This is a genomic window from Allomuricauda sp. F6463D, from assembly GCF_023015965.1.
In the GTDB taxonomy this organism is placed as follows: Bacteria; Bacteroidota; Bacteroidia; order Flavobacteriales; family Flavobacteriaceae; genus Flagellimonas.
Map to the genome: position 1 here is coordinate 1,058,663 of NZ_JALKAN010000002.1, position 15,190 is coordinate 1,073,852.

12 protein-coding genes and 1 pseudogene are annotated in these 15,190 nt (G+C 39.7%); 6 read left to right on the forward strand and 7 right to left on the reverse strand.

The window, feature by feature from the left end; translation table 11 throughout:
- The first annotated feature begins 43 nt into the window (after positions 1-43).
- The gene (locus tag MWU56_RS13155) at positions 44-844 is read left to right on the forward strand and encodes a DNA/RNA non-specific endonuclease (protein WP_247045022.1); all 801 of its coding nucleotides are present in this window, start codon (positions 44-46) and stop codon (positions 842-844) included.
- On the opposite strand, the gene rodA is transcribed toward MWU56_RS13155, so the two are convergent.
- The 7 genes from rodA to MWU56_RS13190 all read right to left on the reverse strand — a co-directional run bounded on the left by rodA (position 841) and on the right by MWU56_RS13190 (position 8,580).
- Positions 841-2,124 (reverse strand): rod shape-determining protein RodA, encoded by a 1,284-nt coding sequence (rodA, locus tag MWU56_RS13160; RefSeq protein WP_247045024.1) that lies wholly within the window; start codon positions 2,122-2,124, stop codon positions 841-843. The genes MWU56_RS13155 and rodA overlap by 4 nt on opposite strands.
- Positions 2,114-3,982 carry a peptidoglycan D,D-transpeptidase FtsI family protein gene (locus tag MWU56_RS13165; RefSeq protein WP_247045025.1) on the reverse strand — a complete coding sequence of 623 codons (1,869 nt, stop codon included), beginning with the start codon at positions 3,980-3,982 and terminating at the stop codon, positions 2,114-2,116. The genes rodA and MWU56_RS13165 overlap by 11 nt, the downstream gene beginning before the upstream one ends.
- Before the next feature lie 53 nt (positions 3,983-4,035).
- Entirely contained in the window at positions 4,036-4,542 is a 507-nt protein-coding gene (locus MWU56_RS13170) for a rod shape-determining protein MreD (protein WP_247045026.1), read from the reverse strand.
- Positions 4,539-5,354 carry a rod shape-determining protein MreC gene (mreC, locus tag MWU56_RS13175; RefSeq protein WP_247045027.1) on the reverse strand — a complete coding sequence of 272 codons (816 nt, stop codon included), beginning with the start codon at positions 5,352-5,354 and terminating at the stop codon, positions 4,539-4,541. Before mreC ends, MWU56_RS13170 begins: the two co-directional genes overlap by 4 nt.
- 65 nt (positions 5,355-5,419) lie before the next feature.
- On the reverse strand, positions 5,420-6,448 hold the full coding sequence (locus MWU56_RS13180) for a rod shape-determining protein (RefSeq protein WP_224836367.1): 1,029 nt from the start codon (positions 6,446-6,448) through the stop codon (positions 5,420-5,422).
- Between the two features lie 56 nt (positions 6,449-6,504).
- Complete coding sequence (purH, locus tag MWU56_RS13185; protein WP_247045029.1) at positions 6,505-8,034, reverse strand: bifunctional phosphoribosylaminoimidazolecarboxamide formyltransferase/IMP cyclohydrolase; 1,530 nt, start codon at positions 8,032-8,034, stop codon at positions 6,505-6,507.
- A 93-nt stretch (positions 8,035-8,127) separates the two neighbouring features.
- Positions 8,128-8,580, reverse strand: coding sequence for a GAF domain-containing protein (locus tag MWU56_RS13190; protein ID WP_247045031.1), 453 nt, complete (start codon positions 8,578-8,580; stop codon positions 8,128-8,130).
- 131 nt (positions 8,581-8,711) lie between these two features.
- Here MWU56_RS13190 and MWU56_RS13195 point away from each other — a divergent pair, with 131 nt between their 5' ends.
- The 5 genes and pseudogenes from MWU56_RS13195 to MWU56_RS13215 all read left to right on the forward strand — a co-directional run bounded on the left by MWU56_RS13195 (position 8,712) and on the right by MWU56_RS13215 (position 15,043).
- Positions 8,712-9,122: an HYC_CC_PP family protein gene (locus MWU56_RS13195; protein WP_247045033.1), complete on the forward strand. Its 411-nt coding sequence runs from the start codon at positions 8,712-8,714 to the stop codon at positions 9,120-9,122.
- Between the two features lie 91 nt (positions 9,123-9,213).
- Positions 9,214-11,449: pseudogene (locus MWU56_RS13200) on the forward strand (TonB-dependent receptor).
- 18 nt (positions 11,450-11,467) lie between these two features.
- Positions 11,468-11,839 carry a heavy-metal-associated domain-containing protein gene (locus MWU56_RS13205; RefSeq protein ID WP_247045035.1) on the forward strand — a complete coding sequence of 124 codons (372 nt, stop codon included), beginning with the start codon at positions 11,468-11,470 and terminating at the stop codon, positions 11,837-11,839.
- Entirely contained in the window at positions 11,840-14,335 is a 2,496-nt protein-coding gene (locus MWU56_RS13210) for a heavy metal translocating P-type ATPase (protein WP_247045036.1), read from the forward strand.
- 3 nt (positions 14,336-14,338) lie between these two features.
- Complete coding sequence (locus MWU56_RS13215; RefSeq protein ID WP_247045038.1) at positions 14,339-15,043, forward strand: hypothetical protein; 705 nt, start codon at positions 14,339-14,341, stop codon at positions 15,041-15,043.
- Positions 15,044-15,190 lie beyond the last annotated feature (147 nt).

The following is a 15,190-nucleotide window of genomic DNA, read 5'->3' on the forward strand; positions in this document are numbered from 1 at the left end:
GTGCAACTTTAAAGCTGAAGCTTAAAAACCCACATACAGGTAAATGAAAAATAGAACAATATATGCCGTACTCCTTGCACTATGCATAATAGGATTTTGGCTTTTCGATAATTTTTATACCCCGGCAACCTACTCCAATTCCAATGGTTCCAGTCCTGATGTAGTGCAATCTGATTTTTTGCCCTTATCCACAACAGGCTCCATAGTTGAGCATGAATATTACACACTTTCGTATAGTGAAGCGCATGAACAGGCAGAGTGGGTAGCATATACGCTTAAAAAGGAGCACTTAACGTATGATGATAGACAACGGCCTTATTTTATAGAAGACCCCAAAGTGAAAACTAAGTCTGCCGATTGGCGAAATTACAAAGGTTCTGGGTTTGATAGAGGGCATTTATGTCCTGCAGGCGACCGCCGGTTCTCAGAACAGGCATACAATGAAACATTTTATACTAGCAATATTAGCCCTCAAGACAGGTACTTTAATGCTGGGATATGGAATCGTCTGGAACAGAAAGTACGGTATTGGTGCAAAAAATATGGTGATTTAATTGTGGTTACGGGCGGAATTTTATCAGAAAAAGGACTGTTGGAAATAGGGGAAGAAGATGTGGATGTACCCAATTCTTTTTATAAAATTATATTGAGGACATCGGGTGAAGAAGTACAACTCCTTGCATTTTTGATTCCGGCCACAGAAAGTAAACAATCACTACAAAACTTCTTGGTTTCTGTAGATGAAATAGAAGGGGAGACTGGTATTGATTTCTTTGTAAACCAAACGAAAAAATGGCAAACCGATATGGAATCAGGGGTCTTTGATAAAGGGTGGGAATTCTAAATACCGTCTTTTAATCGATTCGAGTCAAGTTTTAGGAATATGAACAACAGCATGGTGAAAAATATGAGTCCAGAGCCACCGTAACTAAAAAATGGCAAAGGCACTCCGATGGTAGGCAATAGACCGAGTACCATTCCTATGTTTATAAAGTAATGGAACACTAAAATGGAAATCACTCCATAACCGTACATTCGACTAAAGTCATTTTTTTGTCTTTCGGCTATATAGATCAACCTTAAAAAAAATAGTGAGAACAATAGAATTACCGTAGCTGTTCCCAAAAAGCCCCATTCTTCACCCACCGAACTAAAAATATAATCCGTGTGCTGCTCTGGTACAAAGTCACCTTTGGTCCTGGTGCCTTCCATAAATCCTTTTCCAATAAACCCACCGGATTCTATGGCTTTTTCAGATTGATAGGTATTATATCCAATGGTTTTTCGGATTTCGTCCAGTTTGTTTTCATCTTTCTCCAGACTCAACCATAATACAAAACGATCCCTGTGTCGCTGTTCAAATATATTTTCAAAAACAAAGTTTACGGAAAGGGAAAAGAGTATTGAAACTGCAATGACCCCCAAAACTGGAAGAACAGGAATTTTGACCGAAGCTTTTTTGAAGGTATAGATCAATAGGGTGAGAATTATTAATCCTATAGCCACCCAAACGGTTCCAAACATTAGTGTTGTGGCAAATATCACCACAGCGAAGATGAGAATGCCTAAATAATAAATGGGAAACCCTTCCCTGAACAATACAAAAAAGAGTGAAAAATAGATCAGCGAACTTCCAGGGTCAGGCTGCGGCAAAATTAATACTGCAGGCAGTAAAATAATGATCAAAGCATATATTTGATGTTTGCCTGTACGGATATCCGTCTGAATATCGCTCAAAAACTTAGCGAGGGCCAAGGCAGTTGCCACTTTGGCCAATTCTGAAGGTTGTAGGTTGAAAAATCCTAGATCATACCAAGATGTCGCCCCAGCTATTGTCTTGCCAAATACAAACAAACCAATGAGCAAAACAATGGACACGATATAAAAAATAGAGGCGAATCGTTCAAAAAAATAGGATTCCACAAAGAGTACGAAAATGATGCCCAATGTGGCAAGACCTATAAAAAAAAGCTGTTTGCCGTAAAGTGTTGAAAAATCAAAAATTGAAGTATGTGCTTCTCCAACCGATGTTGAGTAAATATTGATCCATCCAATAAAGACCAAAAGAGCATAGAGGATTACCGTAACCCAATCCAACCTTCCAAAAAGCCCTTTACCAAACATATTCGTTTATCTTGAAAGGTTCACCACTATAGGGTTTATTATACTCATGTTCCAACGTTTTCTCCAACATTCGTTTTTCAAGATCTTTTCGGGTAATCTCACCTTTTATATATTTTTCTATCAATAGCGATGCAATATGTCCTGCATAACGAGAACCATAATATCCATTTTCAATATAAACAGCCAAGGCAATTTGCGGATTTTCAACAGGAGCAAAGGCAACAAAAACCGAATGGTCCGTCAATTGCATACGTTCACCATCCACCCTTATAAAGTTTTCTACTGTACCAGTTTTACCAGCAATTTCAATATCAGGAACCTGTACCCATCTACCTGTCCCATAATTGTACACGTTTGCCATGCCCTCAATTACTGATTCAAAGTGTTTTCTATCGATCGTAGTGTAACGTGGCTCTGAAAATTTGGGGTCGATATTGCCATTGCCCCCTACGCTTTTAATTATATGGGGTGTGTAAAAATATCCTCGGTTGGCAATGGTGGCCGTCATGTTGGCAAGTTGTAAAGGAGTGGCTGCGATTTCTCCTTGTCCAATAGAGTTGGAAATAATGGTGGATGCCGCCCACCTGCCATCTCCATACCATTTATCATAATATTCCTTGCCGGGAATTCTTCCAGGTGCTCCTGTGGGAAGGTCGGTTCCCAAGAAATCTCCAAGACCAAAACTTTTCATGTGTTTTTCCCAAACATCCATACCTTGGTCAGTGGTTTCGTATTTGTCGTAAATTTTTCGGAAAACACCGGCAAAATATGCATTGCAGGATTTATATATACCATTGTTCAAATCTCTTATCCCACCACCACAGTGGCATCCTCTGAGTGTATTTCCTACATAAAACCCATGGTAACACCTAAATTTTGTTTCGGTGTCAATTACCCCTTCTTCAAGACCAACCAATGCATTTAAGATTTTAAACGGGGAACCTGGTGAGGGCTGAGCCAAGATAGAACGGTCCCAAGTAGGTTTGGATATGGTGTCGTAATGTAGTTTACTATAGTTTCTAGAACGTTCCCTGCCAACGAGCAGAGCCGGGTCGTACGTAGGACCGGAAATCATTGCCAAAATTTCACCTGATTTAGGTTCAATGGCCACAATGCCACCTCTTTTACCATGCATTAATTTTTCACCATATTCCTGGAGTACCTTATCCAAGCTAATATGTATTTCTTTGCCTTGTTGTGGAAGTGTGTCCAATCTCCCCTCTTTATAAGGACCGATATCTCTATTAAATCGATCTTTTTGAATATGCTTTACACCTTTCCGACCCCTTAAAATTTCTTCGTACTGCTTTTCAATGCCTGTTCGCCCTTTTAGCTCTCCTGCAACGTAATATGGGTTGTTTTGAAGGTCCCATTCATTTACCTCGCTAATATAGCCGAGTACATTTGCTGCACTTTTGGTATTGTAATATCGCAAAGACCTTTTTTGGATATAGAAACCCGTAAAATGTCGCATTTTTTCTTGAAGCCGTGCATAGTCTTCTTTGGAGAGCTGAGGCACTAAAACAGATGGTAGCCTAGGGGAATATCTTCTTGCCTTTTCCATTTTGGAAATAAAATCGGGTTTATCTATACCCAATAGACTACAAAATTCCAAAGTATCCAAAGGCTTCACTTCCCTAGGTATGACCATGACATCGTAAGCAGGTTGGTTGCCTACCAAAAGTTTTCCATCTCTGTCATAGATATAGCCTCTTTCAGGATAGTCGTAGACTTTTTTAATAGCAGGGTCATCCAGTATTTGATCCGGAGAAAAACGGAATAACTGTAAATATGAAAGCCTGCCTATAAAGGTAAAACCTATTAGAATAACAATGGAAGACAGTAATAATTTTTTCATGAGCAACCTAAATTACTTGGCTCTTAATATATCCAACGAAAAAAACGTGTTGTTTATTCCGTTTTTGGACTAAAAAGTGAACTGAACAGAATACAAAGTATTAAAGTTACGATACCTGTGGCAAAAACTTTTTTCAAAATTAAAAGGATATGCGCAATACTTAAAATTTCAAACGTATAGAATATCAAATGATGGATTAGAACCACTAAGGCCATAAAGGTAATACGTTGTAGTTTGGTAGTATTCTTAAAGCTGAAATTTTGAAAATCAAAGTTCACCCCAAAGCAAAATCGCATTATTGCAGGTCTAATGTATGCTATTGATACCGAAGCCAATGCATTTAATGCAAGAGTGTCGGAGAATATGTCAATGGTCAATCCCAATAAAAAAGCAATGAGCATAAACAATGCTTTATTTGCTTTTATCGGATACCAATAGAAGAAAATCACATATACCATCGGGTTGATGAAGCCCAAAAAATTAAGGTTGTTAAAAATTAGAACCTGCGCAAGGACCAACAATACGAACCGGAGGATATTTATTATAATGGTATTGTTCATTCTATGGTTATTGCCTCTAATTCTTTAATTTCTTGCTTGTCCTTGTTTTCTAAGAGATATACATTTTTGATATTGGCCATATCACTGAAAAGTTCAACGTCAATATTGTAAAAACTTTGGGAGGCGTTAAGGTCGTATTTTTTAATGACCCCCACAGGTACGTTCTCCGGAAAAATACTGGACATGCCCCCTGTAACAATAGTATCGCCCACCACCAGCGGAACCAACCGTGGGATATCGATGAGTTGGGCTACAGTATAATCTTTAGTGTCCCATATCAAAGAACCAAAATATTCCGTTCCCTTGATTTTGGCATTGATATTTGATTTTGTATTGAGCACACTTTGAACTGTGGAGAAATTATTGGAGACGTTCTCCACAATTCCTAAAATACCATCCGTTGTGATTACTCCCATATCCTGATGGACTCCATCATTCTTTCCTTTGTTGATGGTGACATAGTTTCGTGGCGAATTAAAACTGTTCTTGATCAATTTAGCACTCAACACTTCATATACTACCAAGGTTGAGTCCAATGAGTTTGTAATGGTATCATCCGGGGTGTTGAACAATAACTTACGTAACTGCTGGTTTTCTTCCACCAATCTATGGTTCTCTTCCTGTAAGTTAAAATAAGAAGAAACATCAGAGCCGGTACCATAAATGCTGCCAGTGACCCATTTAGATGAATTGAAAAATTTAGATTGATGATACGAATGTGACCTAATGGTCATCACCAATGAGATAAACGCAAAAAAGGCATATAAAAATGCATTTCGATAACGTAAGACAAAATTGATGATGCGTTGCATGCAATCGTATCGTTAAGAAAGTTTTTGAACCCCTTGAAGGTAATGGAACTGTTGGAAATACAGCTCTATTTTATTAAAATACTTTTATACCGTTCAATGTTTTTAAGTGCAATTCCTGTACCTCGAACAACAGCTCTTAAAGGATCTTCAGCAATATATACCGGCAAATCTGTCTTTTGAGAAAGTCTTCTGTCCAAACCTCTTAACATAGACCCTCCACCTGCAAGATAAATTCCAGTATTGTAAATATCTGCCGCAAGTTCTGGTGGCGTTTGGGATAAGGTTTCCATAACCGCATCCTCTACTCTTAGGATACTTTTATCCAATGCCTTTGCAATTTCTCGGTAAGAAACATGCACCTGTTTTGGTTTTCCTGTCAACAAATCACGGCCTTGGATCGATTTGTCCTCTGGAGGGGATTTTAAATCCTCTGTTGCTGAACCAATTTCTATTTTTATAGCCTCTGCAGTACTTTCCCCAACATATAGATTATGTTGTGTTCGCATGTAATAAATAATATCGTTGGTGAATACATCACCTGCAATTTTTACCGATTTGTCACAAACAATACCTCCAAGTGCTATTACCGCAATTTCTGTTGTACCACCACCTATATCCACAATCATGTTTCCTTTCGGTTGCATAATGTCCAAGCCAATACCTATGGCAGCTGCCATGGGCTCGTGGATTAAGTATACTTCTTTGCCGTTTACCCGTTCTGCAGATTCACGAACAGCACGCATCTCCACTTCGGTAATACCAGATGGAATACAAATGACCATTCGAAGCGCCGGAGGAAACCATTTTTTCTTCAACGCCGGAATGCTCTTGATCATCATGTTCATCATTTTTTCAGAAGCATCGAAGTCGGCAATTACCCCATCTTTCAATGGTCGTATGGTTTTGATGTTTTCATGGGTCTTTCCTTGCATCATATTGGCTTCGCGACCAACCGCGATAATTTTCCCACTAACGCGGTCCCTTGCCACGATGGAAGGACTGTCGACCACCACCTTGTCCATGTGGATGATCAGGGTATTTGCGGTACCAAGGTCAATGGCTATCTCCTCGGTCATGAAATCAAAGAATCCCATAAAAATTATCTGTTTTTCGGATTAACGGTAAAAAAATATCGGCTAAAGTACTAAAATTAATGTTTAAAATGCCTAGTACCAGTCATCACCATCGCCAATCCGTTTTCATTGCAATAATCAATGCTCAATTGATCTTTTATGGAGCCACCAGGTTGTATCACACTTTTTATACCAGCTTTGTCTGCAATTTCCACACAATCAGGGAACGGGAAAAAGGCATCACTGGCCATTACGGCGTCATTTAAATCAAAATTGAAAGATTGTGCTTTATGAATCGCTTGGTTCAAAGCATCTACTCGTGAAGTTTGCCCTGTTCCGCTAGCGCACAGTTGTTTGTTCTTCGCCAGAACAATGGTATTACTTTTGGTATGCTTGCATAATTTTGAGGCAAATATCAAATCTTCGATATCTTCAGGACTAGGCTTATTATCTGTTACAGGATTGAGGTCCTCTTTGGTATCAGTTTTATAGTCCTTATCTTGAACCAAAACACCGTTCAAACAAGTTCTCACCAAAGTGTCTGGCAATGCTGTTTCGTTTTGTATTAGGATGATTCTGTTCTTCTTGCCCTTTAAAATTTCCAGAGCCTCATCAGAATAGCTAGGGGCAATAACCACTTCACAAAACAATTTGTGAATTTCTTCGGCCGTAGGCTTATCAATTTCAACATTGGAAATCAAAATACCACCAAAGGCAGAAACCGGATCGCCTGCCAACGCATCCACATAAGCTTGATGTATGGTGCTACGAGTGGCCAAACCACAAGCATTATTATGTTTTAGGATAGCGAAAGTTGGGTCGTCGTTTTTAAATTCTCCCATTAGATTTACAGCGGCATCAACATCCAACAGGTTGTTGTAGGAGAGCTCCTTTCCGTGAAGTTTGGAGAACATAGCTTCAAAATCGCCAAAGAAAAATCCTTTTTGGTGTGGGTTTTCTCCATAACGCAAAACCTGACCTTTAGTCTCACTTATTTTCAATACTGTCTCTACTTTTTCTTTGTTGAAGTAGTTGAAAATAGCAGTGTCATAATGTGAAGAAATGTTGAAGGCTTTGGCGGCAAAACGTTTGCGATCTTCCAAAGTAGTGCTTCCATTACCATCAGAAATCACGTTTAGAAACTCCTCATAATCCTCCATGGAAGAAACACAGAGTACATCCTTAAAGTTTTTGGCTGCTGCCCTGATCAAGGAAATTCCACCAATATCTATTTTCTCAATAATATCTTGTTCCGATGCGCCGCTGGCAACGGTTTTTTCGAAAGGGTAGAGGTCTACGATCACAATATCCAGTTGTGGAATTTCGAATTCCTCCATTTGGGCAACATCACTTTCATTGTCCTGCCTGTTCAAAATGCCTCCAAAAACTTTGGGGTGCAAAGTTTTTACACGACCTCCCAAAATGGATGGGTAGCTGGTCACATCTTCTACAGGTACCACGTCGATACCGAGGTCACGGATAAACTTTTCGGTACCCCCTGTGGAATAAAGGGTTACACCTAGTTCGTCCAGTTTTTTCACAATAGGTTCAAGTCCATCTTTATGAAATACGGAAATTAATGCGGCAGCGGCTTTTTTGGTAGTCATTTTGTGTGTCTTAAAATCAATTTATTAAGCGCACAAAAGTACTTTTTTTGAACCTAAAAAGCAGAAGGGTTTATCAACAAATTACCAGAAGTTTTACAGAATTTTTGCTACTTTACTATTGACGAATTCCAAAAAGCGTTCATCTTCCTCTGTAAATGGGTCGGGAGTATTGGAGTCAATATCGATTTGGCCCACATTTTCACCATTCACGAACAAGGGGACCACAATCTCTGCTTTTACCGTTATGCTACATGCAATATAATTGTCTTGGGCGCCCACATCGGGTACAACAAAGTTCTCATTGCTGACGGCAACCTGACCGCAAATACCTTTTCCAAAAGGGATTATGGTGTGGTCGGTTGGAGCACCGGCGTAAGGACCAAGTTTCAACTCGTTCTTATCCCCATTTTTAAAATAAAACCCGACCCAGTCATAATGGTCTACGTTCTTGCGTAAAAGTTCACAGATTTCACCTAAACGGGCTTCCACTAATTTGTCTTCTGTTTGGACAATTTCAAGAATCTTGGGTTCCAATGATTTTAGCATGGCGATTTTTTTGCAAAGGTATTGAATAGTGGATTTGTTCGACAAAGGAAATTAAACTTACAGATATTAAAAAGGATAAACTTTTGTTAAGTGAAGCGCTTCAAAACGATATTTTGTAAATTTGCTTTTCAATGAAGCAGATTTTACATCAAATAGTATCTATTGCGATGGCCATTTTGGTTCTTGCTTCTACCGTTTCTTGGACGGTGGACAAGCACTTTTGTATGGGCCGTTTAATGGATATTTCCTTTTTTGCCCATGCGGAAGATTGTGGTATGGAAGCTGCTATTGCTTTAATGGATGATGAAGACATTCAAAATCCATGTTGTGAAGATGAATCGTTTACGATAAAAGGACAGAATGACCTTAAACTTTCATTGAGCAATTTGGATTTGGACCATCAAATCTTTTTGGTGGCCTTTGTACAATCTTACATTGAACTTTTTGCTCCGTTGGATAAACTTCCTATCTCCAACGAAAAATATCCACCTCCTATCTTGGTCAAGGACATTCATGTTCTGGATCAAGTTTTCTTGATTTGATTTTTTGGATTAGAACCATTTACCCGTCTCAATTTTGATTCGGGCGCAACGCATGTTGTTCAATTATTTCTAATTCAATTATATCATTTTAATGAAAACATATTTGATTATATTTTTTTGTCTACCATTGTTGGCAAGTGCCCAAGATGCCATTCAAGGTATGGTGATGGAGGCAAATCCCCAAAACAAACATATTGGTCTGTCAGGGGCGAACGTGTACTGGCAAGGTTCTCCAATTGGGACTATGACCAAAGAAGATGGAATGTTCAGCATTCCTTACTCCAAAGACTATAATAAGCTCATTATTAGTTTTATTGGATTTAAAACAGATACGCTCACCATAAACGAGCCGAAAATGGTGCATCATTGGCTACAACCATCCAATGAACTGGATGAGGTTGTGGTGGAACAGAAAAAAGAAGCAGTGCAAAAATCCTTCTTTTCAGCGCAAAATGTGGTAACGGTGAACAGTGCCGAACTATTGAAGGCTGCCTGTTGCAACCTTTCGGAGAGTTTTGAGACAAACCCAGCTATTGATGTCAATTTTAATGATGCTCTAACGGGAACCAAGCAAATAGAAATGTTGGGGCTTACCAGTCCGTATTTGTTGATTACCCAAGAGAACATCCCAATGGTTCGCGGAGCCTCCCAAGCATTTGGGCTCACATTTACCCCCGGAACATGGGTGGAGAGCATCCAGATTACCAAAGGCGCAGGAAGTGTAGTGAATGGATATGAAAGTATCTCGGGCCAAATCAATACCGAACTTCAAAAACCACTTACCGATTCACGGATTTTTGTGAACGGTTATGGAAATCTTAATGGAAGACTGGAGTTGAACACCCATTTCAACACTAAAATATCGGATAAATGGAGTACAGGACTATATGTTCATGGAAACCGAAGGGATGCTGAAGTGGATAATAACGACGATGGTTTTTTGGATAATCCTTTGTCCAATCAAATCAATGTGATGAACCGCTGGCAATATCAAAACCCGGAAACAGGTTGGGTAAGCTTTATCAATTTTCGCTTTTTAAATGATGAAAAACAAATTGGGGAAACTGCTTTTGACCCGGATACGGACAAGTTTACCACCAATGCATGGGGCAGCGAAATAGATACGCAAAGGTTTGATGGTTCTGTGAAGTTGGGATATGTATTCCCGGATTTGCCTTTCCAAAGTTTTGGGTTTCAAGCATCGTACAGCCACCATGCCCAGGATTCCTATTATGGTTTCAATACTTACGATATTGATCATGAGAGTATGTATTCCAACCTGATTTTTAATTCAATTATAGGGAACACAAAACATAAGTTCAAAACAGGGATATCTTTTGCCTATGATGGGTATGATGAATTGGTGAACAATCAAACTATTTGCAAGGTCCGATAGGTCGGCAGGAGCGTTTTTTGAATATAGTTATACCAATTTGGAAAAATTGAGCCTCACCGCAGGTGCCCGTTTTGACACGCATAATAGACTCGGTAACTTCTTTACCCCACGATTGCACGTTCGCTATACGCCTTGGGAAAATGGTAGTTTTCGCGGTTCTTTTGGTTTAGGGAGGAGAGCGGCCAATATTTTTGCCGAAAATCAGAGAATGTTTGCTTCTTCTAGGACCATTCAGTTAAATGGCAATGGTGGAAATATTTATGGATTTGATGCTGAAAAAGCTGTGAATTTTGGATTTGGATTTATCCAGAAGTTTAATTTGTTCGAAAGACCGGGTGATTTTAGTATGGACTTTTATCGCACCGATTTTGAAAACCAGATTGTTGTGGACTGGGAAAATCCAAGAGAGGTTACTTTTTCGAATTTAGAAGGGGATAGTTATGCCAATAGTTTTCAAGTAGAATTGAACTATGAAGTTTTGCCCAAATTGGAAGTGCGTACCGCATATAAGTATTATGATGTAAAAGCTGAGTATCAAACGGGTTTACTGCAAAAACCTTTGCAAGCAAAGCATCGATTTTTTACAAATTTGGGATATACCACGCAGCCTAAGGAGAATGGAGCGCAGTGGCGATTCGATTATACCTTCAATCTATTGGGAGAACAGCGTTTGCCAAGTACCGCTGCCAACCCTGCTGAATATCAATTGGGGGAGTATGCCGATGGATATAGCTTGATGAATGCCCAAGTGACCAAGGTATTCTCAAACACATTTGAGGTGTATGTTGGAGGAGAGAATTTGACTAATTTTAGACAATATAATGCCATTTTGGGAGCGGATGACCCGTTCGGCAATTATTTTGATACAACAATTGTTTATGCTCCAATTTTTGGAAGAATGCTCTATATGGGCTTTAGATTTAAAATTTAATCATTAAAAAATTATATTATGAAAAATAGAATATTGGTTCTGGTTATAATGCTTGTTTCCATGGCGGGAATAGCTCAGGATAAAAACAAAAAAATGACCTTCGAGGTGAACGGTAAGTGTGAAATGTGCAAAATGCGCATCGAAAAAGCAGCTCTAGGTGTTTCTGGAGTAAAATATGCGACTTGGAGTATCCCGACCCATCAATTGTCTTTGGTAATGGATGAACGCAAAACCAATTCGATGGAAATAAAATCTGCCATTGCAGCCGTTGGGCACGATACAAAAGAATTAAAAGCTACTGAAGAAGCGTACATGAGTGTACACCCCTGTTGCAAGTATAGGGAAGATAATACGGATGATGGGTTAATCCATAAAAAAGAGAATCAATAAATGAAACATACCTATCTCGTAACTGGAATGAGCTGTAATGGTTGTAGGAGCCATGTCGAGCAAACCTTATCCAAAGTAGTGGGTGTGATTTCGGCTGATGTTGACCTTGAAAATGCCAAAGCGAGCATAGAAATGGAAGGTCACATCCCAATTGAAAAATTCCAAGAGGCCTTACAAAAGGATGGGGGGCGGTATGGTATTCATGCACCGGGTCATCAACCTAAGCCTGAGAAGAAGAATAAACCAATTACCAATGGAACTGGAACCTATTATTGCCCAATGCAGTGTGAGGGAGATAAGACGTATGACAAGCCGGGCGATTGCCCAGTATGTGGAATGGACTTGGTCGAAGAGCAGATTTTAGGTTTAGGTTCGCAGGAAAAATGGACCTGTCCCATGCATCCAGAAGTAGTGGAAGACGGTCCGGGTTCTTGTCCAAAATGTGGGATGGATTTGGTGCCCATGGAACCGGAAGCCAGCTCGGAAGAAAAAACATATAAAAAACTGCTCAAAAAGTTTTGGATTGCACTTGCTTTCACCCTGCCCATTTTTTTCATTGCCATGAGCGATATGCTGTCCAATAATCCATTGCACAATATTATGGCGCCTAAATATTGGAATTGGGTGCAGTTTGTTCTATCCCTTCCAGTAGTTTTTTATGCAACATGGATATTTTTTGAAAGAGCGTACAAAAGCATCAAAACATGGAACTTGAACATGTTTACATTGATAGGCATTGGTGCTGGAGTGGCTTTTGTTTTTAGTGTGTTCGGATTGTTGTTTCCTAGTTTTTTTCCAAATCAATTCAAAGGAGAAACAGGCGCTGTGCATGTGTATTTTGAAGCAGCGACCGTTATTCTTACTCTTGTGCTTTTAGGGCAACTGCTAGAGGCCAGGGCCCATAGTAAAACCAATAATGCCATAAAGGAATTGTTGAAATTGGCTCCCAACAAGGCTATAAAAGTGGTGAATGGTGAAGACGTTGAGGTCAGTATCGATGCTATTGAAAAAGGTGATGTTCTTCGGGTAAAACCAGGGGAGAAAATTCCTGTGGACGGGATTATAACCGAAGGTGAAACTTCGGTGGACGAGTCCATGATTACTGGGGAGCCAATTCCCGTGGAGAAAATAGTGGAAGATAAAGTAAGCAGCGGCACCATAAACGGCAATCAATCCTTTTTGATGAAGGCGCAGAAGGTGGGCAGTGAGACCCTTCTTTCGCAAATTATTCAAATGGTGAACCAGGCCAGTAGAAGTCGAGCACCTATTCAAAACTTGGCAGATAAAGTATCCGCCTATTTTGTACCTACGGTAGTGATTATTTCAATTTTGACTTTTGCAGTTTGGGTCATTTGGGGGCCACAGCCTGCCTATGGTTATGCTTTGATCAATGCTATAGCTGTTTTGATCATAGCCTGTCCATGCGCACTTGGTTTGGCAACTCCCATGTCCGTAATGGTCGGCGTGGGAAAGGGTGCTCAAAATGGGGTGTTGATCAAAAATGCGGAAGCCTTGGAGAAAATGGCCAAGGTGGAGACCTTGATTATTGATAAAACGGGGACTATCACCGAAGGTAGGCCTACTTTTGACCATTTGGAAACGTTTTCGGATGATTGGTCTGAGCAAGATTTACTTCAATATATTGTTTCGGTAAATGCAAATAGTGAACACCCTTTGGCCCAAGCGACGGTGAAATATGGCAAAGAAAAAGGCATTGGAATTTTGAAAACCAAGTATTTTAATGCTGTTGCCGGTATGGGGGTAGAAGGAAAAATCAAAGATTCTGAAATCCATTTGGGGAATCTGAAGTTGATGAAAAAAGCCAATGTGGAAATTACCGAAGCAATGATAGGGAAGGTCAAAAAAGTACAAGAAGAAGGTAAAACTGTTTCGTATTTGGCTATTGATGGTAAGTGCCATGGTTTTGTGGCCATTGGGGACAAAATAAAAGATACCAGTGCTAAAGCCATCAAAGCAATTCAGGATAAAGGAATTTCTGTAATTATGCTTACTGGCGATAATGCCGTCACAGCAAAGGCAGTGGCCAAGGAATTGCATCTGGATGATTTTAAGGCAGAGAATCTCCCCGAGGACAAAATGAAGGAAGTGGGGCGTCTTCAGAACGAAGGAAAGGTTGTGGCCATGGCCGGCGACGGAATAAATGATGCCCCTGCATTGGCCAAGAGCGATTTGGGCATTGCAATGGGCACGGGAACCGATGTGGCCATAGAGAGCGCCATGATCACTTTGGTAAAAGGAGACCTTCACGGTATTGTGAAAGCTCGAAACCTAAGTGAGGCCGTAATGCGAAACATCAAACAAAACTTATTTTTTGCATTGGTTTACAATACCATTGGAGTACCGGTTGCCGCTGGGATTTTGTATCCATTTTTTGGTATCTTGCTCTCACCTATGATAGCTGCTTTGGCCATGAGTTTTAGCTCTGTATCGGTCATTGCGAATGCACTTAGGTTAAGAACAAAACCAATAGATTGACAAATGGTAAAACGAACCACTGCTATAAAAATTAGAAAGGTCCATAGATATTTGGGCCTTTTTTTAGGTCTTCAATTTATATTATGGACAGCCAGTGGCCTGTATTTTAGTTGGACCAATCTTGATGAGATCCACGGAGACCATTTTAAAAACATTGAATATGAACCAAAAGCCTTTTCTGGTTTGGTGGGACTGCAAGAGTTGGAAGTGCCCAAAGAAATAAGTGCCATCAATCTAAAGGATATTGCAGGTAAACCGTATTATTGGATAAACGAAACACACCTTGTGGATGCCAGGAACGGTAAATTAAAAAAAGGTATTTCGGAAGAAGAAGCTCTGGCTATGGCGGAACGTCAAATGGCACCACATTTAAAAGTTAAGAATATTGAGATAATCAATGAAACGGATAAGCATCATGAATATCGAGAAAGGAAATTACCTGCTTATGTGATTACATATGATTCTCCTGAAAATATAAAAGCCTACGTGTCAGTGGCTGATGGGTCTTTTCAAACTGTAAGGCATCGAAATTGGCGTTGGTTCGATTTTCTTTGGATGACCCACACGATGGACTATGAAGGCCGGGATAATTTTAATACAACCTTACTTCGCGCATTTTCGCTTTTAGGATTGATCACCGTGTTGAGCGGATTTATATTATGGGTTACATCTTCACCCACCATGAGAAAATTAATAAGCAGGAAATAGTTTAGTTAATATTTAGCCAAATAAAATCTTCGGATTAAAAACTGGAATACATTTACTTCAATCTTTAATTTATTGACTGATGAAACAAGCAAAGTCAAATGGAAAGTCATCTCCCGCAAAAGCTATAAAGCCTGTTGCAAAGAAGAC

Bases quoted from the DNA above. Each gene is read 5' to 3' on its own strand.
- MWU56_RS13155 (WP_247045022.1), top strand. From the start codon at position 44: ATGAAAAATAGAACAATATATGCCGTACTCCTTGCACTATGCATAATA.
- rodA (WP_247045024.1), bottom strand. From the start codon at position 2,124: ATGTTTGGTAAAGGGCTTTTTGGAAGGTTGGATTGGGTTACGGTAATC.
- MWU56_RS13165 (WP_247045025.1), bottom strand. From the start codon at position 3,982: ATGAAAAAATTATTACTGTCTTCCATTGTTATTCTAATAGGTTTTACC.
- MWU56_RS13170 (WP_247045026.1), bottom strand. From the start codon at position 4,542: ATGAACAATACCATTATAATAAATATCCTCCGGTTCGTATTGTTGGTC.
- mreC (WP_247045027.1), bottom strand. From the start codon at position 5,354: ATGCAACGCATCATCAATTTTGTCTTACGTTATCGAAATGCATTTTTA.
- MWU56_RS13180 (WP_224836367.1), bottom strand. From the start codon at position 6,448: ATGGGATTCTTTGATTTCATGACCGAGGAGATAGCCATTGACCTTGGT.
- purH (WP_247045029.1), bottom strand. From the start codon at position 8,034: ATGACTACCAAAAAAGCCGCTGCCGCATTAATTTCCGTATTTCATAAA.
- MWU56_RS13190 (WP_247045031.1), bottom strand. From the start codon at position 8,580: ATGCTAAAATCATTGGAACCCAAGATTCTTGAAATTGTCCAAACAGAA.
- MWU56_RS13195 (WP_247045033.1), top strand. From the start codon at position 8,712: ATGAAGCAGATTTTACATCAAATAGTATCTATTGCGATGGCCATTTTG.
- MWU56_RS13205 (WP_247045035.1), top strand. From the start codon at position 11,468: ATGAAAAATAGAATATTGGTTCTGGTTATAATGCTTGTTTCCATGGCG.
- MWU56_RS13210 (WP_247045036.1), top strand. From the start codon at position 11,840: ATGAAACATACCTATCTCGTAACTGGAATGAGCTGTAATGGTTGTAGG.
- MWU56_RS13215 (WP_247045038.1), top strand. From the start codon at position 14,339: ATGGTAAAACGAACCACTGCTATAAAAATTAGAAAGGTCCATAGATAT.